Here is a 22,212-nt window from a genome sequence, read left to right on the forward strand (position 1 = left end):
CCGCACACGCACCGAAATCGCTCGTCCACACTCGCTGACCGCGTGCGCGTGGAATGCTCGGGGCCATGGAGTGGGACCTTCCGAAGCTCTTCAACCGCCCCGCGCAGCTAACCGACGCCCCGATCGACACCGAGCGTGTCGCCCGGCGCATCAGCGCCTACATCTACGGCAACATCCTCGTCCTCGCGGCGCTGATCCCCGTCACCAAGGCGCAGGAAACCGTCGGCATCGCGATCGTCGTCGGAGCCGCTCTGTCCACCTTCCTCGCGCACATATTCGCCGAGTCCGTCGGCCAGACACTGCGTCTCGACCGCACCCTCACCCGAGCCGAACGCAGCGGCGAACTCCGCGACAGCCTGCCCATCCTCACGTCGGCCGTCGTCCCCAGCATCATCCTGTGCACCGCGCTGATCGGCTGGCTCGAGCCGAGGACGGCGCAGTTGATCGCCGAGCTGGTGATGATCACCCGGATCGCGTCGATCAGTTACGTGATCAGCCATCTCCGCCGCGAGAAGGTCACGTCCGGCACCCACTGGGCGGCGATCGGCCTCGCCGCCGTCGCAGCGGCCGTCGTGGTGATCAAGGTATTTCTGACACACTGACCGGCGGTTCGAGCAGTTCGACCCGCGATTCCGGTGCTGCCGCCCGCAACGCGTCGGCGGACAGGTCGTCCGGCTGCGCCTGCGACTGCACCTCCGCCTCCACCCGCGCCTGGTACGTCTTCACCTCGCGGTCGATGTCGTCGGCGTCCCAGCCGAGGACCGGAGCCACCAGTTGCGCCACCTGCTCGGCGCAGTTCACACCCCGATGCGAGTACTCGATCGCGATGCGGGTGCGCCGGGCGAGGATGTCGTCGAGATGCAGCGCACCCTCCGCCGCCGCCGCGTACACGACCTCGACCTGCAGGTAGGCGGGCGCGTCGGTGAGGGGCTGGAGAAGTTCCGGCTTCTCGGACGCCAGGTCGAGCACCTCGCCGATCAGCGAGCCGTAACGGTCCAGCAGGTGCTTCACCCGATACGGGTGCAGCCCGTACAGCTGGCCGAGGTGCACGGTCTGGTTGACCAGCGCGAAGTACCCGTCCGCACCCACGAGCGGCACCTTCTCGGTGATGGACGGCGCCATCCGCGCCGGAATGTCCTCGGCCGCGAGATCCACGGCGTCCTCGGCCATCACACGGTAGGTGGTGTACTTGCCGCCCGCGATGGCGACGAGGCCCGGTGCCACGCGCGCGACGGCGTGCTCGCGCGACAGCTTCGACGTCTCGTCGCTCTCCCCGGCGAGCAGCGGACGCAGACCGGCATAGACACCGTCGATGTCGTCGTGGGTCAGCGACGTCACCAGCACCTTGTTGACGTGACCGAGGATGTAGTCGATGTCGGCCTTGGTGGCCGCCGGATGCGCGAGGTCGAGGTTCCAGTCCGTGTCGGTGGTGCCGATGATCCAGTGACTGCCCCACGGGATGACGAACAGCACCGACTTCTCGGTGCGGAGGATGATCGCGGCGTCGCTGACGATCCGGTCGCGGGGCACCACGATGTGGACGCCCTTGGACGCGCGGACGCGGAACCGGCCGCGTTGCCGCGACAGCGCCTGGATCTCGTCGGTCCACACCCCGGTCGCGTTGATGACGACGTGCGCCTTCACGTCGGCGGTGCGCCCGTCCTCGCAGTCCCGGATGCGCACCCCGGACACCCGGTCCGCCTCCCGCAGGAAACCGACCACCTGCGTCGACGTCCGCACGACCGCACCGTAGTGGGCGGCGGTGCGGGCGACGGTCATGGTGTGCCGGGCGTCGTCGACGACGGTGTCGTAGTACTGGATGCCGCCGGACAGCGAGTTGCGCTTGAGCCCGGGCGCCATCCGCAGCGCACCCGCGCGGGTCAGATGCTTCTGCGGTGGAACCGATTTGGCGCCGCCCATCCGGTCGTAGAGGAAGATGCCTGCCGCCATGTAGGGCCGCTCCCACAGCCTGTGGGTGATCGGGAACAGGAACTTGAGCGGCTTCACCAGGTGCGGCGCGAGGGTGGTCAGCGACAGCTCACGCTCCCGGAGCGCCTCCCGGACCAGTCCGAACTCGAGCTGCTCGAGATAGCGCAGCCCGCCGTGGAACATCTTCGACGAGCGACTCGACGTTCCGGACGCGTAGTCGCGCGCCTCCACCAACGCCACCTTCAGCCCGCGGGTGGCCGCGTCCAGGGCCGCACCGGCACCGACCACACCACCGCCGATCACGACGACGTCGAACTGTTCGGTCTGCAGCTCGTCCCAGGCGGCATCGCGCTGCCGGGGACCGAGGAACTGCACACCAGGCTGACTACTCAACTCGGGCTCCTGTGAGATGACGACGGATTCATGCCCAGGCTAGTAGCTTCATGCGTGTGATTCAGTACATCGCCGCGATAGACCAGGGCACCACCTCCAGCCGCTGCATGATCTTCGATCACGACGGCGCCGTGGTGAGCGTCGCCCAGAAGGAACACGAGCAGTTCTTTCCGCGCGCAGGCTGGGTGGAGCACGACCCGCAGCAGCTGTGGATCAACACCCGCGAGGTGGTGGCGTCCGCGCTCGCGAAGGCCGACCTCACCAAACGCGACATCGCCGCGATCGGCATCACCAATCAGCGCGAGACGGCGGTCGTGTGGGACCGGAACACCGGAGAACCCGTGTACAACGCCATCGTCTGGCAGGACACGCGCACCGACGAGCTGTGCACGCAGCTCGGCGGCGACGAGGGCCCGGGCCGCTACCAGAAGCGCACCGGTCTACCGCTGTCCACGTATTTCTCGGGGCCGAAGGTCCGCTGGATTCTCGACAACGTCGACGGCGCCCGCGAGAGGGCGGAGGCGGGTGAGCTCTGCTTCGGCACGATCGACAGCTGGATTCTGTGGCACATCACCGAGGGCACCCACGTGACGGATGTCACCAACGCGTCCCGCACTCTGTTGATGAATCTCGAGACCCTCGACTGGGATCCGGAGATCTGCGCCGATTTCGGCATCCCGATGTCGATGCTGCCGGAGATCCGCAGCTCGTCAGAGATCTACGGCGTCGGACGCGAACGGGGAACGCTGCCGGGAGTGCCCGTCGCGGGGATCCTCGGCGATCAGCAGGCCGCGACGTTCGGGCAGGCCTGCCTGTCCGAAGGCGAAGCGAAGAACACGTACGGGACCGGGAACTTCCTGCTGCTCAACACGGGAACCACACCCGTGCACAGCAAGCACGGCCTTCTCACCACCGTCTGCTACAAGATCGGCGACGCACCTGCCGTCTACGCGCTCGAGGGGTCCGTGGCCGTCACCGGTTCGCTGGTGCAGTGGCTGCGCGACAACCTGGGAATCATCAGTTCGGCCAAGGACATCGAGGATCTGGCGAAGTCCGTCGACGACAACGGCGGCGCCTACTTCGTGCCCGCGTTCTCCGGGTTGTTCGCCCCCCGCTGGCGGCCCGACGCCCGCGGGGCGATCGTCGGGCTCACCCGGTTCGTGAACAAGGGCCACCTCGCCAGGGCCGCCCTCGAGGCCACCGCGTATCAGACCCGTGAGGTGATCGAGGCAATGCGCGCCGATTCGGGCGTCGAACTCGCCTCGCTCAAGGTGGATGGCGGCATGGTCGTCAACGAGACGCTCATGCAGTTCCAGTCCGACATCCTCGCGGTGCCCGTCATCCGGCCCGTCGTCAACGAGACGACGGCGCTGGGCGCCGCGTACGCCGCGGGCCTGGCCGTCGGCTTCTGGGAGAGCGAGGACGACATCCGCGCGAACTGGGCCGTCGACAAGACCTGGGAGCCCGGGATGGACGAGGCCGAGTGCACCCGGCTGTACGCCGAGTGGAACAAGGCGGTCGAGCGGACCTACGACTGGGCGTGATCGGCGTACGCGTCGCCGAGCCTCGCCGCCGCACCCGTCAGCACGTCTTCCGAACAGGTCGCGAAGCACAGCCGCAGAGCGCTCCGGTGCTCCGCGGCGACGCCGAACGCCGATCCGGGGACGAAGGCCACGCCGTGCTCGACGGCGGTCTGCAGCAGCGCCGCCGTGTCGACGTCGGCGCTTGTGAACTCGGTCCAGCAGAACATTCCGCCCACGGCCGAGGATACGCCGGCGCGGTCGCCGAACGTCGAGGCGACACCGTCGGCGAGTGCCCGGGCCCGGGATCCGTAGCGGGCGCGCAGCATCTCCAGGTGCAGGTCCAGCCACGACTCGTCCGACAGCAGTCCGGCGGCGATCTGGTGGGTCAGTGACGAACCGCAGAGGTCCGCACCCTGCTTGAGCAGTTCGACGGCCTCGCACACCCGCCGGTCGCCGTGCAGCCATCCGACCCGCAGCGCGGGTGCCAGGATCTTCGAGGCGCTCGACAACCGGATCACCCGGTCCGACAGCGCCGCGACGGGCGCGGGCGGCGGCCCGTCGAAGAAGAGTTCGCCGTACGGGTCGTCCTCGATCACCCAGAAGCCGAAGCGATCGGCCAGTGCGGCGAGGTGTTCCCGGCGACCGGCCGCCAGGACGACGCCGCGCGGGTTGTGGAAATTGCTCACCGTGTGGACGACCGTGGGCCGCAGTCCGGTCTCGAGCATGCCCTGCAGGGCGGCGGTGTCGATGCCGTCGGCGTCGAGTGGGACGGACCGGACGTCGGCCTCCGCGGCACGGAACACCTGCAGCGCTCCGGTGTATGCGGGTTCCTCGACGATCACGACGTCGCCGGGGTCGAGCAGCACCTGTGCGAGCAGGCTCAGCGCCTGCTGCGAGCCGTGCGTGACGACGACGTCTGCGGCGTCGAGCGGCCGGCCGATCTTCGCGCCCTCGCGGGCGGCGAGCACGTCGCGGAGCTTGCGCAGCCCGGTGGTCTCGCCGTACTGGACGGACGCCGGATCCGCGAGCGCGAGTTCGGCTTCCTTCCGGATCCGTTCCCGCGGAATGAATTCGGGATCCGGCAGCCCGCCCGCGAGACTGACCACGTCGGGCCGGGCGGTGAGGGTGAGAAGGTCACGGATGGCGGAGCTGTGCAGCCCCTCCATGCGGCGGGCAAGTGATTGCGGCATGTCGACTCCCAGGAGGCACGTCAAAGCGGAGATCAGGTGAGGAACACCCTGTCCGTCCTGGGTCTGCGGGGCGGGAGAGCGCCGAGGCACGGCCGATGATTTCGGACCGTGCCTCGACTATCTCACCGCGGGAGCCACTATGTGAAATGCGATTCTCACATTTCGGGATCAGTCCAGGTCGTCGTGCCGCATCAGCTGGCGAGCCGCCTCGGTGATCGACCCCGTCAGCGACGGGTACACCGAGAACGTCGCGGCGAGATCATTGACGGTGAGGTTGTTCTGGACGGCGATCGCGATGGGCAGGATCAGCTCCGACCCGTTGGGGGCCACCACCACGCCGCCGATCACCACACCGGTGGCCGGACGGCAGAAGATCTTCACGAAACCGCGGCGCAGCCCGGACATCTTCGCGCGCGGGTTGGTGTTGAGCGGGAGCATGACGGTGCGGGCCGGGACCTCGCCGTCGTCGATCGCGGCCTGGCTGACGCCGACGGTGGCGATCTCGGGGCGGGTGAACACGGCCGACGCCACCGTCTTCAGCTTGATGGGGCTGACGCCCTCACCGAGCGCGTGGTACATCGCGATGCGGCCCTGCATGGCGGCGACCGACGCCAGCGGCAGCAGGCCGGTGCAGTCACCCGCGGCGTAGATCCCGGACACCGGCGTCCGCGACACCCGGTCCACGCGCAGGTATCCGCCCTTGTCGAGCTCGATGCCGACCTTCTCCAGCCCGAGGCCCTGCGTGTTGGGCACCGAACCGACGGTCATCAGGGCGTGGCTGCCCTCGACGGTGCGGCCGTCCGCGAGGACGACGACGATGCCGTCCTCGGTGCGCTTGACGGCGTCGGCCCTGGCGTGCTTGACGAGGGTGACGCCGCGTTCGGCGAGGACGTCCTCGAGAACGAGGGCGGCGTCGGCGTCCTCACCGGGCAGGACGCGGTCGCGGCTGGACACCAGGGTGACCTTGACACCCATCTCGGTGTAGGCGGACACGAACTCGGCACCGGTCACACCGGAACCGACGACGACGAGGTGCGTGGGCAGCTCGTCGAGGTCGTAGAGGTCGCGCCACGTCAGGATCCGCTCGCCGTCCGGCTCCGCCCCGGGGATCACCCGGGGGCTCGCGCCTGTGGCAATGAGGACGACGTCGGCGTCGAGCGTCTTCTTCTCGCCGTTCTCAAGGGTCGCACACACCTGATGCGACGCCATGCCGAGCCGCTGGTCGGTGAGCTCGGCGGTGCCCGACAGCAGTTCGACACCCACGGTCTGCAGCCGCGTGCGGATGTCGGAGGACTGCGCCTGGGCGAGGCTCTTCACACGGGCGTGGATCTTCGGCAGGGCGACCGTGGCCTGCTCGGGATCGAGCGCAATCCCCAGGTCGGTGGCGCGCCGCATGTCGGTGCGCACTCCGGTGGAGGCGATGAAGGTCTTGGACGGCACGCAGTCGAACAGAACGCAGGCGCCGCCCACCCCGTCCGAATCGATCAAGGAGACGGAGGCGCCGTGCTGTGCGGCCACCAACGCTGCCTCGTATCCGGCAGGCCCGCCACCAATGATCACGATTCGGGTCATCTGTCCTCCAATTCACCTGTCGACCGGGGTCTCCGGCCAGCTTTTCCTACGATCGCAGCGCGTCGTGTCGTGCACTGCATGCAACAGATTACTAGCCACCGTTTAGGCTTGCCGCCGTGTCGATCTATGCCGCCTACGGGTCCAACATGCATCCCGAGCAGATGTTGCAGCGCTGCCCTCATTCGCCGATGGCGGGGACGGGCTGGCTGCACGGCTGGCGACTGACGTTCAGTGGCGGGGACATCGGCTGGGAGGGCGCACTCGCCACCGTGGTCGAGGACCCCGATTCCAAGGTGTTCGTCGTGCTGTACGACGTCCCCGAGGAGGACGAGGTCAGCCTCGACCGATGGGAGGGCTCCGAACTCGGCATCCACCGCAAGATCCGCGTCCGCGTGGACACCGTCGGCGAACCGGAACTCGCCTGGTTGTACGTGCTCGACGCGTACGAGGGCGGCCTGCCGTCGGCCCGCTACCTCGGGGTGATGGCCGACGCCGCGGAGATCGCCGGGGCCCCCGCCGACTACGTGCGCGACCTGCGTACCCGCAACAGCCGCAACGTCGGACCGGGCACCGAATAGCACCGCCTGTCAGAACCGCCTGGTGCTGCGCCTCAGCCCAGCACCAGGCTCGACAGCACCCGCACCCCGACGCCGAGCGCCCGCTCGTCCAGATCGAACGTGGGCTGGTGGATGTCGAGTTGCTCGCCGACGCCCGACCAGACGCCGAGCCGGGCCATCGCGCCGGGCACCTCTTCGAGATACCAGGAGAAGTCCTCGCCGCCGCCCGACTGCGGCGTGTCGGCGAGGGCGTCCGGGCCGACGGTGCGGATCGCGTCCTCGAACATGCGCGTCGACACCTCGTCGTTGACGACGGGCGGGACGCCGCGGCGGTAGTTCAGCTGATACCGCACCCCGGTGGGCGCCAGGAGTCCGTGGACGATCTCCCGGACCAGCGGCTCGAGCATCTCCCACGTCTCGTGATCGCCGGTCCGCACGGTGCCGGTCATCATGCCGGTCTGCGGGATGGCGTTCGGGGCCCGGCCGGCGCTCACGGCGCCCCACACCATGACGGTGCCGGTCCGCGGGTCGATCCGCCTGCTGAGCATGCCCGGCAGTCCGGTGACGACGGTTCCCAGTGCGAACACGAGGTCGGTGGTCAGGTGCGGACGCGACGTGTGGCCGCCCGGCGAGTCGAGCACGACCTCGATCGTGTCGGCCGCGGACGTGATCGCGCCGAGTCGCACCCCGACCCGCCCGGCCGCGAGCCGCGGATCGCAGTGGAGGGCGAAGATCCGCGACACACCCTCGAGCCGTCCGGCCGCGACGACCTCCAGCGCACCGCCCGGCATGACCTCCTCGGCCGGCTGGAAGATGAGCCGGACACCCACCGGCAGGTCGGGGATCTCGCTGAGGGCGAGACCGGTTCCCAGCAGGATGGTGGTGTGCGCGTCGTGCCCGCACGCGTGCGACACGCCCGGCACCGTCGACGAGTACGTGGCACCGGTGAGTTCCTGGAGCGGGAGCGCGTCCATGTCGGCGCGCAACGCGATGCGGGGACCGTCCGACGGCCCGAGATCGCACGTGAGCCCCGTTCCCCCGGGCAGCAGTTCGGGTGACAGTCCCGCCGCGGCCAGGCGGGTCGCCACGAATTCCGTCGTCGCGTACTCGTGTCGCGCGAGTTCGGGATTGGCGTGGATGTGCCGCCGCCACTGGGACAGTTCGTCGGTGTGAGCGAGAATCCATTTGTCGACTGCCGCGTTCACCGGCGATCAACTCCTTCCAACAGCCGCACCCGCTGTTCGTCGTCCGTCGCAGCGCGAACCGCCGTGCGAGCCAGGGCAATCGCTCCGTCGATCACGGCCAGGTCGGCGGATTCGGTGATGCACGCCGCCGCGAACTGCGGCTGATGCGTCACCGCACCTCCCGAGTCGAGGCCGATGATCGGGTGAATTCCGGGCAGGACGTTGGTGACGTTGCCCATGTCGGTGCTGCCCAGCGGGCGGACACCTTCCCATTCGAGCGGCAACGGCGTCCGTCCCATGTCGAGGATCTGCTCCCGGTACGTCGCCACCAGCCAGGGGTCCGGTGTCAGTTCCGTGTACGTGGGCGACACCGTGCGGATCTCGTGGGTACACCCGGTGGCGAGTGCCCCGGCCGCGAAGCACGCTTCCGCGCGGGCCGTCAGCTCGGACAGCGCCCACGCCGTCTCGGCGCGCAGGTAGTACAGCATTTCGGAGCGGGCGGGAACGATGTTGGGCGCGGTGCCGCCGTCGGAGACGATGCCGTGGATCTGCTGTCCCGGCGAGAGATGTTGGCGCAGCAGGCCGATACCGACCTGGGCGACGGTCGCGGCGTCGGCGGCGTTGCGCCCGAACTCCGGCGCCGCCGAGGCGTGCGCTTCGCGGCCGTTGAACGTGACCGCGATGTCGGCCAGCGCGAGCGACGTCGCTCCTGTGATGTCGATCGGACCCGGATGCACCATCAGTGCGGCCGCGACCCCGTCGAAGACACCCTTCTCGAGCATGGCGATCTTCCCGCCGCCGCTCTCCTCCGCGGGCGTCCCGATGACCCGCACCGTGATCCCGAGCCGTTCGGCCACCGTGGCGAGCGCGACTCCGGCGCCGACCGCGGACGCCGCGATGATGTTGTGCCCGCACGCGTGCCCGATCTCCGGCAGCGCGTCGTATTCGGCGCAGATGCCGATGACGAGGTCGCCGCTGCCGAATGTGGCGTCGAACGCCGTCGGCAGGTCCGCGATGCCCGTGCGCACGTCGAACCCGCTGCGTTTGAGCAGTTCGGTGATCTTCGCGACGCTCCGGAACTCCTCGAACGCGAGTTCCGGTTCGCTGTGGATCGAATGGGACAGCGCGATCAGATCGGTCTCGATTGACCTGACCGCCGCCTCGACATCCGCATTCACGTGCTCATTCTCTCACCCGAAGCTGAAGTTGCTCTTGTCCGTCGCCGTGGCGAGCGCGGCGAGGGCGTCGTGATGGATTCCGCGCTTGATCCCGGCCAGGTTGGCGCCGCGGGTCGCGGTGAGCGCGGCGGCCCGTGTCACAGCGGCGGAGAGGACGGCGTCCCCCTCCTCGATCTGGTCGACGATGCCCGCGGCGAGCGCGTCGGAACCGCCGTAGCGGCGACCGGTCGTCATCGCCTCGACCGCGGTCTGCTTGGGCAGGCGCGTGTTCAGGAGCGCAGACATCCCGACGGTGAACGGCATGTTCAGCGACACCTCGGGAAGGCAGTAGAAGCCGCGGTCGGCGCGCATCGCCCGGAAGTCGTGCGACGTGGCGAGCATTGCGCCGGCACCGAAAGCGTGCCCCTGGACGGCGGCGACGGTGGCCATCGGGAACGCGAGCAGGCGGCTGTAGATCGTGTGCACGCGGTCGAGGTAGTCCGGGAGCTTGTCCGTGTTGGTAAAGATCCACGTGGTGTCCAGACCGTTCGTGAAGAATTTGCCCGTCGCGGTCGTCACCAGCGCTGCGGGACCCTCGTGGGCTTCGACCTCGTCGAGCGCGGCGTGGGTGGCGTCGATCCAATCCGGGTGGAAGCGGTTCTCGTTGTCCGTCTCGCCCTCGGTACCGAGGTACAGGATGAATACGTCGCCGTCGCGATCGAGATAGGGCATGAGTGGAAGACTATCGCCTCATGGGAACGCCAGACGCCGCGGCCGCCGCGCTCGCCGCGCACACGAACTGCGCCGAACACTCGATCGCCGTCGTCCTCGGATCGGGGTGGAATGCCGCCGCCGACCGGTTCGGCGAATCACTCTGCACCGTCCCGATGGCCGACCTCCCGGGGTTCACCCCGCCGTCCGCCGCGGGACACGCCGGAACGATCCGCTCCGTGGAGGTGGGCGGCAAACGGATCCTCGTCCTGCTCGGCCGCACCCACGCCTACGAGGGCCATCCGCTGTCGTCCGTCGTCCACCCGGTGCGCACGGCCATCGCCGCCGGGGCGTCGACCGTCATCCTGACGAACGCCGCAGGCGGGATCCGCGAGGACTTCACCGTCGGACAGCCGGTGCTGATCAGCGATCACCTCAACCTCACGGCCCGGTCACCACTCGTGGGCGCCGAGTTCGTGGACCTCGTCGACGCGTACGACCCCGAACTGCGGGCCCTCGCCCGCGACATCGACGGTTCGCTCAGCGAAGGCGTCTACGCCGGTCTGCCGGGCCCGCACTACGAGACCCCGGCCGAGATCCGCATGCTGCGGACGATCGGCGCCGACCTCGTCGGCATGTCCACGGTCCACGAGACGATCGCAGCGCGGGCGCTCGGCGCCCGGGTCCTCGGGATCTCGATGGTGACGAACCTCGCGGCGGGCATCACCGGCGAGCACCTGAACCACGAGGAGGTCCTCGCCGCCGGCCGGGCGTCCGCCGATCGCATGGGCGGGCTCCTGCGAGAACTGGTGGAGCGCTTGTGAACGATCCGATCGCGGACTGGATCGACGCCGACCCCGACCCCGGCACGCGGGCGGAACTCGCGAACCTGTCCGCCGACGAGCTCGCCGACCGCTTCGCCGCGCCGCTGAGTTTCGGGACCGCAGGACTGCGCGGGCCGGTGCGGGCGGGCCCGAACGGCATGAACCTCGCCGTCGTGATTCGCACGACCGCCGGGCTGGGCGCATGGCTGAAAGATCGCTGCCTGGGCGGCTCCACCGTCGTCGTCGGGCGCGACGCGCGGCACGGATCGGAGAAGTTCGCCGTCGCCGCCGCGGAAGTGCTGGCGGGCGCGGGATTCTCGGTCGTCCTCCTCCCCCGGCCCCTGCCCACCCCGATCGTCGCGTTTGCGGTCCGCCGCCTCCGGGCCGCCGCCGGCGTGCAGATCACCGCCTCCCACAATCCCGCCGCCGACAACGGGTACAAGGTCTACCTCGACGGCGGCGCCCAGTTGATCTCGCCGTCCGACCGGGAGATCGAGGCGGCGATCACAAGGATCGGGCGGGCGGATCTCGTTCCCCGGATCCCGGTGACCCCGGCGTCCGAGGAACTCCTCGACCGTTACGTCGACCGGGTCGCGTCCCTGCCGAGGGGCGGGTCGCGATCCGTGCGGATCGCGCTCACCGCCATGCACGGCGTCGGCGGCGAGACCGCGCTCGCCGCACTGAAATCCGCCGGGTTCACCGACGTCCACACCGTCGCCGCGCAGTTCGACCCCGACCCGGACTTCCCGACCGTCGAGTTCCCCAATCCCGAGGAGCCGGGCGCTTCGGACGCCGTACTCGCGCTCGCCGCAGACGTCGACGCCGACCTCGCGCTGGCCCTCGACCCCGACGCGGACCGATGCGCGGTCGGTGTACGCGGGCCGGACGGCTGGCGGATGCTCCGCGGAGACGAGACGGGGGTCCTGCTCGGCGACCACGTCCTCGCATCCGCCCCGGCGGATTCACTCGTCGCGACGACGATCGTCTCGTCGGCACTCCTCGGGAAGCTCGCCGCGGCCCGCGGCGCCCGCTTCGCCCGGACTCTCACCGGCTTCAAGTGGCTCGTCCGGGCGGGCGAGGGTCTCGTGTACGCATACGAGGAGGCGATCGGTCACTGCGTCGACCCGGAGTCGGTGCGCGACAAGGACGGTATCTCCGCGGCGGTGGTGGCCGCCGACCTCGCGGCCACCCTGCGGGCGGACGGGGCGACACTCCTCGACCGGCTGGACGAGTACGCGCTCGAATTCGGGTTGCACGCCGGAGACCAGGTGTCGCGCCGCGTCACCGACCTCGCCGACATCACCGCGATGATGCGCCGGCTGCGGGCGGACCTGCCGGCCGAACTGGCCGGTGAGCCCGTCGAGGCCACCGATCTGGCGGAACTGCGCGGGCAGTCCCGGACCGACGCCGTCGTCCTCGCCGGGTCGACGGTCCGGGTGGTCGTGCGCCCCTCCGGGACCGAACCCAAGCTCAAGTGCTACCTGGAGGTGGTCGTCCCGGTGCCGGATCGGTCGGCGCTACCCACGGCGCGCGAGACGGCCGCGACGCGGTTGAACCTGTTGCGCGAGTTCGCCGAAGCCCTGTAGCCGAGGCGTCAGCGCGGCCCGAACTGGCGGTCACCGGCGTCGCCGAGGCCGGGCACGATGAACGCGTCCCCGTTCAGTCCCTCGTCGACTGCCGCGGTGACGAGTCGCACGGGATGGCCGGACGCCGTGAGGGCGGCAACCCCTTCGGGCGCCGCGACGACGCACACGGCGGTGACGTCCGTGGCGCCGCGGGCGACGAGCAGGTCGATCGTGTGCACCATCGAACCGCCGGTGGCCAGCATGGGGTCGAGGACGTACACCGGGATGCCGGACAGGTCCGCGGGGAGCGACTCGAGATACGGCACCGGCAGATGCGTATCTTCGTCGCGGGCCATGCCGACGAAACCGACTCGCGCCTGCGGGATCAGGCTGCTGGCCTGCTCGACCATGCCCAGCCCGGCGCGCAGGACAGGAACGAGTAGCGGCGGATGGCTGAGCCGCACCCCGTCGGTGGTCGCGATGGGGGTGACCACGTCGAACGTGTCGACCGGAGCCTCGCGCATCGCCTCGTACACCAGCATGTGCGTCAGCCTTCGCAAGGCGGCACGAAATGTGGCATTGTCGCTGCGCGCATCGCGCATCGTGGTCAGGAGGACTGCTGCGAGCGGGTGGTCGACGACGTGCGTGTTCATGCTCGAAGAATAAGGGGGCGCGCGTCGAGATTTCGCAGGAGCGCAATTCTCGGCGAATCGGGGGGTGGAACCGGATCGGTGTCCCCCCGCGTCCAATATGGTGACCGGTTTGACGTCCTCTCGGCCGTGAACGACCGAGATTCCCCTCGGGACTCACGTCTCGAGGTTCCTGTTTCACCGACAGTCGCCGCCCCACACGTTATGTGCGGGGCGGTCTCACACCGTCTCCGCAGGCTGCCACCGTCAGTCCGACGGCCAAAATGTTCTTCGCAGCGTTCACATCGCGGTCGTGGACGGCGCCGCAGCGGCACGTCCACTCCCGCACGTTCAGCGGCATCGCCCCGGCGATTGCCCCGCACACCGAGCAGGTCTTCGACGACGGACAGAACCGGTCGATCGCCACCACCCGGCGCCCGTACCAGTCGGCCTTGTACTCGAGCATCGACCGGAACTCGGACCACCCCGCATCCGAGATCGCCCGAGACAACGACCGATTCTTCACCATGTTCCGCACACTCAGATCGTCGATGGCGATCACTTGATTTTCGCGCACCAGTCGAGTGGAGAGTGTGTGCAGATAATCGCGGCGCCGATCGGCGATCCGGCCATGAATCTTCGCGACCTTCAGTCGGGCCTTGGCCCGGTTCCGGGACCCCTTCTGCTTCCTGGCCAGCACATGCCTTCGCCAGCCGCTCACGATCCGTGCGTTCATGGCGCGGGTTGGTGATCTTCTCCCCCGTCGAGAGTGTGTAGAGGCTGGTGATCCCGGCATCGAGCCCGACCACCCGATCGGTCGGCTCGAGTTCGCTGATGGTGTCCTCGACGAGGATCGAGATGTGGTACTGACCGCGGGCATTGCGCGACACCGTCACCTGCGACGGCACGGCCCCCTCAGGTAAGGGCCTCGACCACCGAATGTCCAGGGGTTCGGACTGCTTGGCCAACCGGATCTGCCCGCCGCGGTAGGTGAAGCAGTTCGAGTAGTAGGTCGCCGAATCCTTCGACTGGCCCTTCCTCTTGAATTGCGGGTAGCGGGTCTGCTTGCGCCAGAACTTCTCGAACGCGCCCTGCAACTGCCGCAGCGATTCCTGCAGCGGCCCCTTCGACGGCTCCGCCAACCACGCGGTCTCGGGGTCCCGCTTCCATCCGGTGAGCATCTTCGAGGTGTCCGCGTAGGTGACCCGTCGCTGCTCCTGCGACCAGGCACGCGTCCGCTCGGCCAACGCCCGGTTGTAGACATACCGGGTGCACCCGAACGTCTGAGCAAGCTGTTCGGCCTGCACCGCAGTCGGATAGAAACGGTACTTGAACGCCCGCTTCACCACCCTCCCCGCCATAACCCAGACACTAGCCACACAGTCCGACAAAACCAGATCGGCTATCCCGGACCTGAAGGACCGGGTTTGCGCCGAAAGACTCACGGATCAAATCCGACTGGGGGGATGACGATGAACGACTTGAGGGCGGATACCGCGAGTATTGCCGAGTTCGCCGCCATAGCCGCGACCATGTCCGTGGAGATGCAGGCCGCGGGTCTCGGGGCCGCCGCCGCGGGACCGCTGCTGCTCGGTCCGGTCTTCGGGGTGATCGGCCGGCGATTTCGTCGCCGCCTTCGCGACAGCGCACGCCGCGCACCTGGCCTCCATCGAGAAGCTGTCCGGCGTGCTCGGCGGAATCAGCGCGACCGCGCTCGCGAATGCCGCCGCGTACGAGGGCACCGAGGCGGCCACCACGGCCGCGCTCGCCGCGGACGCGGTCGGGCTGGAGGCCTGACCGTGATCCCCATCGACCTCCTCACCCGCCCGATCCTCGATCTGCTCGGCGCGTTCGGCAGCGGAGTCCTTCCCGCAGGCGGACCCGCCGACGCCCTGCGCGCGTCCTCGATCGCCATCGACGCGGTGCACGACACCGGGCGCACAGGCATCAGCTCGATCTACGGCGACTGGCAGGGCAAGGGCGGCACCGGTGCGATCGTGAAGACCGAGGAGGCGCAGCGTGCGACGGTCGCGGTCTCCGATCGCGGCAACGACATGGCTGCCGTCGTCGCCGAGGCCTCCGAGATCGTCCGGGCAGGAATGCTGCAGTTGCAGGAGATCCTGCAGTCGTTCATCTCCCTCGCGGTCGCGGCCGGACCCGCCCTCGTCACCCCGCCCGGTCAGGCGATGATCGTCGCGGCGGCACTCGACCACCTCGGCCGGGCCACCGCGGTCGTCGCGAAGGTGCGGGCCGAACTCGCCGAGCAGACCGGTAAGATGGTCACCCTCACACCGGCCGAAGACATCCCGTCCGCGCCCGCCGCCACCGCACCCGCGAGCACGACCGCAGCGAGCACGGCGCCCGCCTCCGCGGCCCCCGTCGCACCCGCGGCTCCGACGTGGTCAGCCGTGCGGCGTCCGGGTTCGTGAGTTCCTCGGGTTCGTCGCCGATGTCGGGCCTGACGAGCATCTCCGCCCCGGCCACGCACTCGTCGGGCGGATGCGCGGCGGGCGGATTCCCTCACGGGCAGATCGGGAGGAGCCGGTCAGGCGCCGTCCACCTCGGATCCCGCCCACGGCGGCGAGGGCGTCGAGGTGGTCCTGCCCGACGGCAGCACCGCCGTCGCCCCCAACAAGGCAAGGAGGCGGCCGACGCCGTCCGCAACGCGCTGTCGCAGCAGGGTGTCCCGTACGTCTGGGGCGGGACGTCGCCCGGCGAGGGCCTCGACTGCAGCGGGCTGACGCAGTGGGCGTACGGCGAAGCGGGCGTGGGTCTTCCGCGCCTGGCGCAGGAGCAGAACGTCGGCACCGCCGTCGACCCGGGCGACCTGATGCCCGGCGACCTCGCCGTGTGGGACGGCCACGTGGCGATGGTGATCGGCAACGGCCAGCTCGTCGAGGCCGGTGATCCCGTGCAGGTCGGTCCGATCCGAACCAGCAACAGCGGCATGGGCTTCTACGGCTTCTACCGACCCACGGAATGACAGGAATCATGTTTCCCCCCACCCCGCCCCCGGCCGGCATCACGGCCGCAGTCAGCAATCGCTCCGGCACCGTCTCGGTCCGGACCACCGAGCAGGGTTTGCCGCTCGAACTCCGCATCGATCCGCGCGAACTCCGCTACGGCGGCCAGCGGCTCGCGGACGAGATCCTGACGCTCTGCAGGCGCTCGGCGATGGAGGCCGGCGCGCGCCGCCGCGACGAACTCGCCCGTGACGGCATGCCCGCCGAGATCCTCGACAAGCTCGGGCTGCCCACACGCGCCGACGTCGCCGCCGCGCAGGCGATCGAGGACGAGGAAGAACCCACCCCGACGAGCTGGATGCGACCACTGTGAGCGAACACGACATGGATGCGATCGTCGGCCGGGCCACCGAACAGGTGAACCTGCTCGAGGAGGCCCTCGCCGGGCTGCAGTCGATCGCGGCGCGGGCGTCGAGCGAGTCCGATCAGGTGACGGCCGAGGTCGACGGGAACGGCACGTTGACCGGTCTGTGGATGGACGACTCCATCTCGAGCCTCGACGCCCGCACCCTCGCGGCCATGATCACGAGTACCACCCAGGAGGCGGCCCGGCTCGCCACCGAACAGCGGACCCGGGTCATGGCGGCGCTGCAGGACGGGTTCGGGAGGGTGTGACCCTCACTGTCCGGCGAAGTCGCGGACCGTGGCGTGCCGGGTCGAAGGTTCCGGGGAGCGTCGCCGACCGCGTCGCGGCCGCTGCGGCACGGCGGCGACGGGCGTCGGAAACGGTCCGCACACAGCCCGGGTATAACTTTGGCCGCGGGGTCGATAGGCTTCGCGCCATGGCTGGAGACATCGTCCCGATCGAACTCGGTCTCACCGACGGCGACCTCGTGACACTGTGGGCACCACGGTGGCGTGAAGGCGACGACGAGTGGGAAGCATTCCTTGGTCACGAGGAAGACCTCTACGGGTTCGAATCAGTGGCAGAACTCGCTGCCTTCATCCGCACCAATACCGACAATGACCTCGTCGAGCACCCCGCGTGGGGCGTGGTGTCCGGGCTCTCCGCCGCCGAACTCGAGCCCGACGAGAACTTCTGCTTCGATCTGATCGGTGTGCCCGAACTGGCGGCGAGTGACCCCGACGCCGTCGTCGTGAGCGAACTCGAAGACACGCTCAACATGGTGCGCAACATCGGTGAGGTCTGCGAACTGGACGCGGTCACCAAGTTCTTCAGCGCGAATCCCATTCTCGGTGCGCTCCCGGCAGGCGCCAGCGCTTTCGAGGGACGCGAGGGCGAGGAGCTGTGGGCGCAGATCGGGACTGCGATCGCGAAGGGCTGGGATGACGTCCTCGACGCCGTCGACAACATCGTCGCCACCCCCGAGGTGGACGCCGAGGCGGTAGCCGTGGCCGAGGCCGAACTGGTGGCCGCCGACGAGAACACCGTCGACGTGGACGACGTCGCCGAGGAGGCCGAGGAAGACGAGGAGTTCGTCGCACTCGACCTGAACACCGAGGACGACGAGGAGGAAGACGACTCGTTCTGGGGTGCGGTGGGTGTCGACCCCGTCAAGATCATCACGTCCGGGGAGACGTACTTCACGCTCCGGTGCTACCTCGACGACGACGCGATCTTCCTCGGGCGTGACGGCGCGATCTTCGTATTCACGTCCGAGCGGGCACTGGCCCGGTACCTCGCCGACAACCACGAGCACGCCCTCGCTCAGGTCAGCACGTACGAGGAGATCCAGGTGGCGGCGGTCGACGGGTCGCTCGAGGTCGAGGTCACCGACGAGAACGTGTACGTCCTGCCCGGTCTCGCCGACGACCTGGCCGCAGGCCCGGAGTCCGTCGACGCGGACCAGCTGGACCTCGCCGTCGAATTGTTCACCGATGCAGCCGATTTCGCCGACGACGACTCGGTGGAAACCGCGCTCGTGTCGTCCGACCCGCTGGGCTGGTACGTCTCGTTCGTCCTCAACCCGGACCCGACGCGGATGGCGCCGAGCGCGCCCTTCGACGCGGAGGCCGAGGCGTGGCGGACGCTCGAGCGGGAGTTCGAGGCCCGCCTGCGGAAGGTCTGAGCGCCCGCCGACGGGACGCTCAGCCGACCAGCACGGCGAATCCCGGCTTGATCACCTCGTCGATCAGCTGCAGCCGCTGATCGAACGGGATGAACGCCGACTTCATCGCGTTGATGGTGTAGCGCTCGAGATCCGTCCAGCCGTAGCCGAACGTCTCGACCAGGCGGAGCATCTCCTGGCTCATGCTGGTGTCGCTCATCAGCCGGTTGTCGGTGTTGACCGTCACGCGGAACCGCAGCCGGGCGAGCAGGTCGAACGGATGGTTCTCTAGCGCGTCCACGGCCCCGGTCTGGACATTGGAGCTGGGACACAACTCCAGGGGAATCCTCTTGTCCCGCACATAGTTCGCGAGCTTGCCGAGCACCGGGACGCCGTCGGTGCCGATCGTGATGTCGTCGGTGATCCGGACCCCGTGGCCGAGGCGGTCCGTGCCGCAGAACGCAATGGCCTCGTGAATGGACGGCAGGCCGAACGCCTCACCCGCGTGAATGGTGAAGTGCGCATTGCTGCCCCGCATGTACTCGAAGGCGTCGAGGTGGCGACTGGGCGGATTCCCGGCCTCGGCGCCTGCGATGTCGAATCCGACGACGCCTCGGTCCCGGAACCGGATCGCCAGTTCCGCGATCTCCCGGGACCGCGCCGCGTGCCGCATCGCGGTGAGCAGGACGCCGATCCGGATGTTCTGGCCGCGCACCTCCGCCGCGGACTCCCCCGCCTCGAATCCGAGCAGGACCTGTTCCACCACCTCGTCGAGGGTCAGCCCCTCTTCGAGGTGCTGCTCCGGGGCGAACCGGACCTCGGCGTAGACCACGCCGTCGGCGGCGAGGTCCTCCGCGCATTCACGGGCGACGCGTTCGAGCCCTGCAGGTGTCTGCATGACGGCGACGGTGTGGGCGAACGTCTCGAGGTACCGCTCGAGGGAACCGCTGTCCGCGGCCTCCCGGAACCACTTCGCGAGCGCGGGCGCGGTGTCGGCGGGCAGCGCGTCGTAGCCGCAGTCGCGGGCGAGTTCGAGAACCGTCTCGGGCCGGAGACCTCCGTCGAGATGGTCGTGCAGCAACACCTTCGGCGCTCGGCGCAGGGCCGACAGATCCAGTGCGGTCATGGGACGACGTTAGCGTGAGGGATCCTCTATCCGCTCGATGACGAGCGGTGTCGTCACCGGCGGCGCGTCAGCCACGACGGTCCAGGCTTCGGAAAGTGCGGCTTTCGCCGCGGCGAACCGTTCGGGCGTGTCGGTGTGCAGCGTGACGAGCGGGGTGCCGACCGACACCGTCTCCCCCGGCTTCGCGTGCAGTTCGATGCCGGCCCCGGCCTGCACCGGCTCGCCCTGCCGTGCGCGGCCCGCACCGAGCCGCCACGCGGCGAGCCCGACGGCCATGGCGTCGAGACCGCACACCACACCGTCGGACTCGGAGAGCAGCACCTCGGTGTGCCGGGCCGTCGGCAGCGGGGCGTAGGGGTCGCCGCCCTGGGCGGCGATCATTCTCCGCCAGCGGTCCATGGCGGAGCCGTCCCGCAGCTTGTCGGCCGGGTCGACGCCGTCGATTCCGGCTGCCTTCAACATTTCTCGGGCGAGCTCGAGGGTCAGCTCCACGACGTCGGACGGGCCGCCCCCGGCGAGCACCTCCAGCGATTCCCGCACCTCCAGCGCATTGCCCGCGGTGTGACCGAGGGGCGCGTCCATCGCCGTGAGCAATGCCATCGTCCGCACCCCGGCGTCGTTCCCGAGGTCGACCATCGTCTGGGCCAGCTCGCGTGCGTCGTCGAGCTTCTTCATGAACGCGCCCGAACCGACCTTCACGTCGAGGACCAGCGCGCCGGTGCCCTCGGCGATCTTCTTGCTCATGATCGAGCTGGCGATCAGGGGAATCGACTCGACCGTCCCGGTGACGTCCCGCAGTGCGTACAACCGCCGGTCCGCCGGCGCCAGGTCCGAGCTTGCCGCGCACACGACGGCGCCGACCTCGGGGTCGGACAGGATCTCGGCCATCTCCGACGTGTCGAGGTCGGCGCGCCAGCCCGGGATCGACTCGAGCTTGTCGAGGGTTCCGCCGGTGTGGCCCAGCCCCCGCCCCGACAGCTGCGGCACCGCGGCGCCGCACGCGGCGACCAGTGGTGCGAGCGGGAGCGTGATCTTGTCGCCCACACCACCCGTCGAGTGCTTGTCCACGGTGGGGCGGCCGAGGTGAGTGAAGTCGAGGCGGTGACCGGACGAGATCATCGCCGTGGTCCAGCGACTCACCTCCTCGCGCGTCATCCCGCGGAAGAAGATCGCCATCGCCAGAGCCGACATCTGCTCGTCGGCCACGACACCTCGGGTGAATGCCTCCACCACCCAGTCGATCTCTGCACCGGACAGTTCTCGGCCGTCGCGTTTGGCGGCGATGATCGACGACGCGTCATGCATGGGTGATTCTCCCCTTCTCCTCCGGACCGAAAGCGTCCGGCAGCAGCTGTTCCAATGGGCGCACGCCGGCCCGGTGGTCGACGAGCAGTCCGGGGCCGCCGTGCTCGAAGAGAATCTGCCGGCAGCGTCCGCACGGCATGAGTATGTCGCCACTCGCGTCACAGCAGGTGAAGGCGATTAATCGCCCTCCGCCGCTCGCAAACAAGTTACCGACCAGTACGCATTCGGCGCAGAGCCCCAAACCGTATGAGACATTTTCCACATTGCATCCGACGACGATTCGTCCATCGTCCACCAGCGCCGCCGATCCCACCGCGAACCCGGAGTAGGGCGCGTAGGCCCTACCCATCACCTCATGCGCGTTGGCGCGCAACAGTTTCCAATCGATCTCGACCATGGTTACCCATCCAATCACGTGGGCTGAATGGATGCAGAGAATCGCCCGGGACGGCCCGGTCCGTATTGGAGAGGCAAACCTAAGTTCATTTGCAGGGGCGGTACGAACCCCGACTCGAATTAGTTCCCGCGTTTCTGTTGGGTTTAGAGTTCAGAGAAGTCGGTTCAGGATCACGTCGGGTCCCCAGTTGTGGTATGTCCGCAACGCTGCGCAGACTCGACACGTCCACCAATGACGTTGGAGGCACAGCACTCGATGAGTACTACGACTGAAGCCGCTCCGGCCAAGGAGCGCACACGGTCGCTTTACCGGGGCGACCCCGGAATGTGGTCCTGGGTTTTGCACCGGATCACAGGCGTAATGACGTTCTTCTTCCTATTCGTGCACGTGCTGGACACCGCGCTCGTGCGGGTGAATCCCGACACGTACGACAGTGTCATCGAGACCTACAAGAACCCGATCGTCGGGCTCATGGAGCTCGCTCTCGTCGCCGCGGTGCTGTACCACGCACTGAACGGTGTCCGGGTGATGCTGGTGGACTTCTGGTCCAAGGGACCGCAGTACCAGCGCCTGATGCTCTGGGTAATCCTCGCGATCTGGTTCCTGGTGATGATCCCGGGCGCAGGCCGCATCTTCTACAACATGTTTGCGGGGCACTGACATGACGACAGAAGCCAAGAGTCTCGGCAAGACCTACGACCGTCCCGCCAGCCTGGACAACCCGCGCTCTCCGCGCCGGACCTCGAAGAACAACTTCGAGCTGTACGCCTGGCTGTTCATGCGGTTCTCCGGTCTCGCACTGATCTTCCTCGTGCTCGGCCACCTCTTCATCATGCTGATGCTCGACGACGGTGTGCACCGCATCAACTTCGCGTTCGTCGCAGGCCGCTGGTCCAGCCCGTTCTGGCAGTTCTGGGACCTCACCATGCTGTGGCTTGCCCAGCTGCACGGCGGAAACGGACTCCGCACGGTCATCGCGGACTACTCCCGCAAGGACTCCACGCGCTTCTGGCTGACCACGATCCTCGTTCTCTCGATGATCCTGATCATGGGCCTCGGCACGTACGTCATCTTCACCTTCGACCCCAATATCTCGGCGAGCTAGGGGAGCACAGACT

Annotated in this window: 22 protein-coding genes and 1 pseudogene; 12 read left to right on the top strand and 11 right to left on the bottom strand. The window is 68.7% G+C overall.

Annotated features, from left to right (window positions below; all coding sequences use genetic code 11):
- The first annotated feature begins 65 nt into the window (after window positions 1-65).
- Window positions 66-602 carry a hypothetical protein gene (locus CJ179_RS05755; protein WP_095860872.1) on the top strand — a complete coding sequence of 179 codons (537 nt, stop codon included), beginning with the start codon at window positions 66-68 and terminating at the stop codon, window positions 600-602.
- Here CJ179_RS05755 and glpD read toward each other — a convergent pair.
- Window positions 580-2,322 (bottom strand): glycerol-3-phosphate dehydrogenase, encoded by a 1,743-nt coding sequence (gene glpD / locus CJ179_RS05760; protein WP_072949028.1) that lies wholly within the window; start codon window positions 2,320-2,322, stop codon window positions 580-582. The genes CJ179_RS05755 and glpD overlap by 23 nt on opposite strands.
- Window positions 2,323-2,372: 50 nt before the next feature.
- Here glpD and glpK point away from each other — a divergent pair, with 50 nt between their 5' ends.
- Window positions 2,373-3,866 carry a glycerol kinase GlpK gene (gene glpK, locus CJ179_RS05765; RefSeq protein WP_072949026.1) on the top strand — a complete coding sequence of 498 codons (1,494 nt, stop codon included), beginning with the start codon at window positions 2,373-2,375 and terminating at the stop codon, window positions 3,864-3,866.
- Here glpK and CJ179_RS05770 read toward each other — a convergent pair.
- Entirely contained in the window at window positions 3,851-5,035 is a 1,185-nt protein-coding gene (locus CJ179_RS05770) for a PLP-dependent aminotransferase family protein (RefSeq protein WP_072949024.1), read from the bottom strand. The genes glpK and CJ179_RS05770 overlap by 16 nt on opposite strands.
- 168 nt (window positions 5,036-5,203) lie before the next feature.
- Window positions 5,204-6,607: an NAD(P)H-quinone dehydrogenase gene (locus tag CJ179_RS05775; RefSeq protein WP_072949022.1), complete on the bottom strand. Its 1,404-nt coding sequence runs from the start codon at window positions 6,605-6,607 to the stop codon at window positions 5,204-5,206.
- A gap of 116 nt (window positions 6,608-6,723) precedes the next feature.
- Between CJ179_RS05775 and CJ179_RS05780 the strand changes: the two genes are divergently transcribed.
- The gene (locus CJ179_RS05780; protein WP_015890025.1) at window positions 6,724-7,185 is read left to right on the top strand and encodes a gamma-glutamylcyclotransferase; all 462 of its coding nucleotides are present in this window, start codon (window positions 6,724-6,726) and stop codon (window positions 7,183-7,185) included.
- Between the two features lie 32 nt (window positions 7,186-7,217).
- Here CJ179_RS05780 and CJ179_RS05785 read toward each other — a convergent pair whose 3' ends face one another.
- Genes CJ179_RS05785 through CJ179_RS05795 form a run of 3 tightly spaced genes read right to left on the bottom strand, consistent with a single transcriptional unit; the run spans window position 7,218 to window position 10,237 of the window.
- The gene (locus tag CJ179_RS05785; RefSeq protein WP_072949020.1) at window positions 7,218-8,369 is read right to left on the bottom strand and encodes a M20 family metallopeptidase; all 1,152 of its coding nucleotides are present in this window, start codon (window positions 8,367-8,369) and stop codon (window positions 7,218-7,220) included.
- Complete coding sequence (locus CJ179_RS05790; RefSeq protein WP_072949019.1) at window positions 8,366-9,526, bottom strand: M20 family metallopeptidase; 1,161 nt, start codon at window positions 9,524-9,526, stop codon at window positions 8,366-8,368. The genes CJ179_RS05785 and CJ179_RS05790 overlap by 4 nt, the downstream gene beginning before the upstream one ends.
- A 12-nt stretch (window positions 9,527-9,538) precedes the next feature.
- On the bottom strand, window positions 9,539-10,237 hold the full coding sequence (locus tag CJ179_RS05795) for an enoyl-CoA hydratase/isomerase family protein (protein WP_095860873.1): 699 nt from the start codon (window positions 10,235-10,237) through the stop codon (window positions 9,539-9,541).
- A 20-nt stretch (window positions 10,238-10,257) separates the two neighbouring features.
- Here CJ179_RS05795 and CJ179_RS05800 point away from each other — a divergent pair, with 20 nt between their 5' ends.
- On the top strand, window positions 10,258-11,040 hold the full coding sequence (locus CJ179_RS05800; protein WP_072949057.1) for a purine-nucleoside phosphorylase: 783 nt from the start codon (window positions 10,258-10,260) through the stop codon (window positions 11,038-11,040).
- Entirely contained in the window at window positions 11,037-12,626 is a 1,590-nt protein-coding gene (locus CJ179_RS05805) for a phospho-sugar mutase (protein WP_095860874.1), read from the top strand. The genes CJ179_RS05800 and CJ179_RS05805 overlap by 4 nt, the downstream gene beginning before the upstream one ends.
- An 8-nt stretch (window positions 12,627-12,634) precedes the next feature.
- Here the strand turns inward: CJ179_RS05805 and upp are convergent, their stop codons facing one another.
- Both upp and CJ179_RS53750 read right to left on the bottom strand, forming a co-directional pair.
- Window positions 12,635-13,258, bottom strand: coding sequence for a uracil phosphoribosyltransferase (upp, locus tag CJ179_RS05810; RefSeq protein WP_072949014.1), 624 nt, complete (start codon window positions 13,256-13,258; stop codon window positions 12,635-12,637).
- A gap of 199 nt (window positions 13,259-13,457) precedes the next feature.
- Window positions 13,458-14,595 (bottom strand): annotated as a pseudogene (locus CJ179_RS53750) (RNA-guided endonuclease InsQ/TnpB family protein).
- 438 nt (window positions 14,596-15,033) lie between these two features.
- Here CJ179_RS53750 and CJ179_RS53955 point away from each other — a divergent pair.
- The 5 genes from CJ179_RS53955 (at window position 15,034) to CJ179_RS05845 (ending at window position 18,287) form a co-directional block, all read left to right on the top strand.
- Window positions 15,034-15,663, top strand: a complete 630-nt coding sequence (locus CJ179_RS53955; protein ID WP_241031544.1) for a hypothetical protein — start codon at window positions 15,034-15,036, stop codon at window positions 15,661-15,663.
- Window positions 15,660-16,217: a C40 family peptidase gene (locus CJ179_RS53960; protein ID WP_373560124.1), complete on the top strand. Its 558-nt coding sequence runs from the start codon at window positions 15,660-15,662 to the stop codon at window positions 16,215-16,217. Before CJ179_RS53955 ends, CJ179_RS53960 begins: the two co-directional genes overlap by 4 nt.
- An 8-nt stretch (window positions 16,218-16,225) precedes the next feature.
- Window positions 16,226-16,570, top strand: coding sequence for a hypothetical protein (locus CJ179_RS05835; protein ID WP_095861068.1), 345 nt, complete (start codon window positions 16,226-16,228; stop codon window positions 16,568-16,570).
- Window positions 16,567-16,872 (top strand): YbaB/EbfC family nucleoid-associated protein, encoded by a 306-nt coding sequence (locus tag CJ179_RS05840; RefSeq protein ID WP_095860875.1) that lies wholly within the window; start codon window positions 16,567-16,569, stop codon window positions 16,870-16,872. Before CJ179_RS05835 ends, CJ179_RS05840 begins: the two co-directional genes overlap by 4 nt.
- Window positions 16,873-17,039: 167 nt before the next feature.
- Window positions 17,040-18,287 (top strand): primosomal protein, encoded by a 1,248-nt coding sequence (locus tag CJ179_RS05845; protein ID WP_095860876.1) that lies wholly within the window; start codon window positions 17,040-17,042, stop codon window positions 18,285-18,287.
- 19 nt (window positions 18,288-18,306) lie between these two features.
- Here the strand turns inward: CJ179_RS05845 and CJ179_RS05850 are convergent, their stop codons facing one another.
- The 3 genes from CJ179_RS05850 to CJ179_RS05860 are packed head-to-tail and all read right to left on the bottom strand — an operon-like array spanning window position 18,307 to window position 21,094.
- Entirely contained in the window at window positions 18,307-19,392 is a 1,086-nt protein-coding gene (locus CJ179_RS05850; RefSeq protein ID WP_095860877.1) for an adenosine deaminase, read from the bottom strand.
- A gap of 9 nt (window positions 19,393-19,401) precedes the next feature.
- Window positions 19,402-20,697 carry a thymidine phosphorylase gene (locus tag CJ179_RS05855; protein ID WP_072949004.1) on the bottom strand — a complete coding sequence of 432 codons (1,296 nt, stop codon included), beginning with the start codon at window positions 20,695-20,697 and terminating at the stop codon, window positions 19,402-19,404.
- Window positions 20,690-21,094, bottom strand: coding sequence for a cytidine deaminase (locus CJ179_RS05860; RefSeq protein WP_095860878.1), 405 nt, complete (start codon window positions 21,092-21,094; stop codon window positions 20,690-20,692). The genes CJ179_RS05855 and CJ179_RS05860 overlap by 8 nt, the downstream gene beginning before the upstream one ends.
- A 255-nt stretch (window positions 21,095-21,349) precedes the next feature.
- Here CJ179_RS05860 and sdhC point away from each other — a divergent pair, with 255 nt between their 5' ends.
- Both sdhC and CJ179_RS05870 read left to right on the top strand, forming a co-directional pair.
- Window positions 21,350-21,754, top strand: coding sequence for a succinate dehydrogenase, cytochrome b556 subunit (gene sdhC, locus CJ179_RS05865; RefSeq protein ID WP_005239889.1), 405 nt, complete (start codon window positions 21,350-21,352; stop codon window positions 21,752-21,754).
- Window position 21,755: 1 nt separating this feature from the next.
- Window positions 21,756-22,199, top strand: coding sequence for a succinate dehydrogenase hydrophobic membrane anchor subunit (locus tag CJ179_RS05870; protein ID WP_005239887.1), 444 nt, complete (start codon window positions 21,756-21,758; stop codon window positions 22,197-22,199).
- The last annotated feature ends 13 nt before the right edge of the window (window positions 22,200-22,212 follow it).

Origin of the sequence: Rhodococcus sp. ACS1 (genome assembly GCF_002300155.1) — a bacterium.
GTDB classification, from domain to species: Bacteria; Actinomycetota; Actinomycetes; order Mycobacteriales; family Mycobacteriaceae; genus Rhodococcus_F; species Rhodococcus_F koreensis.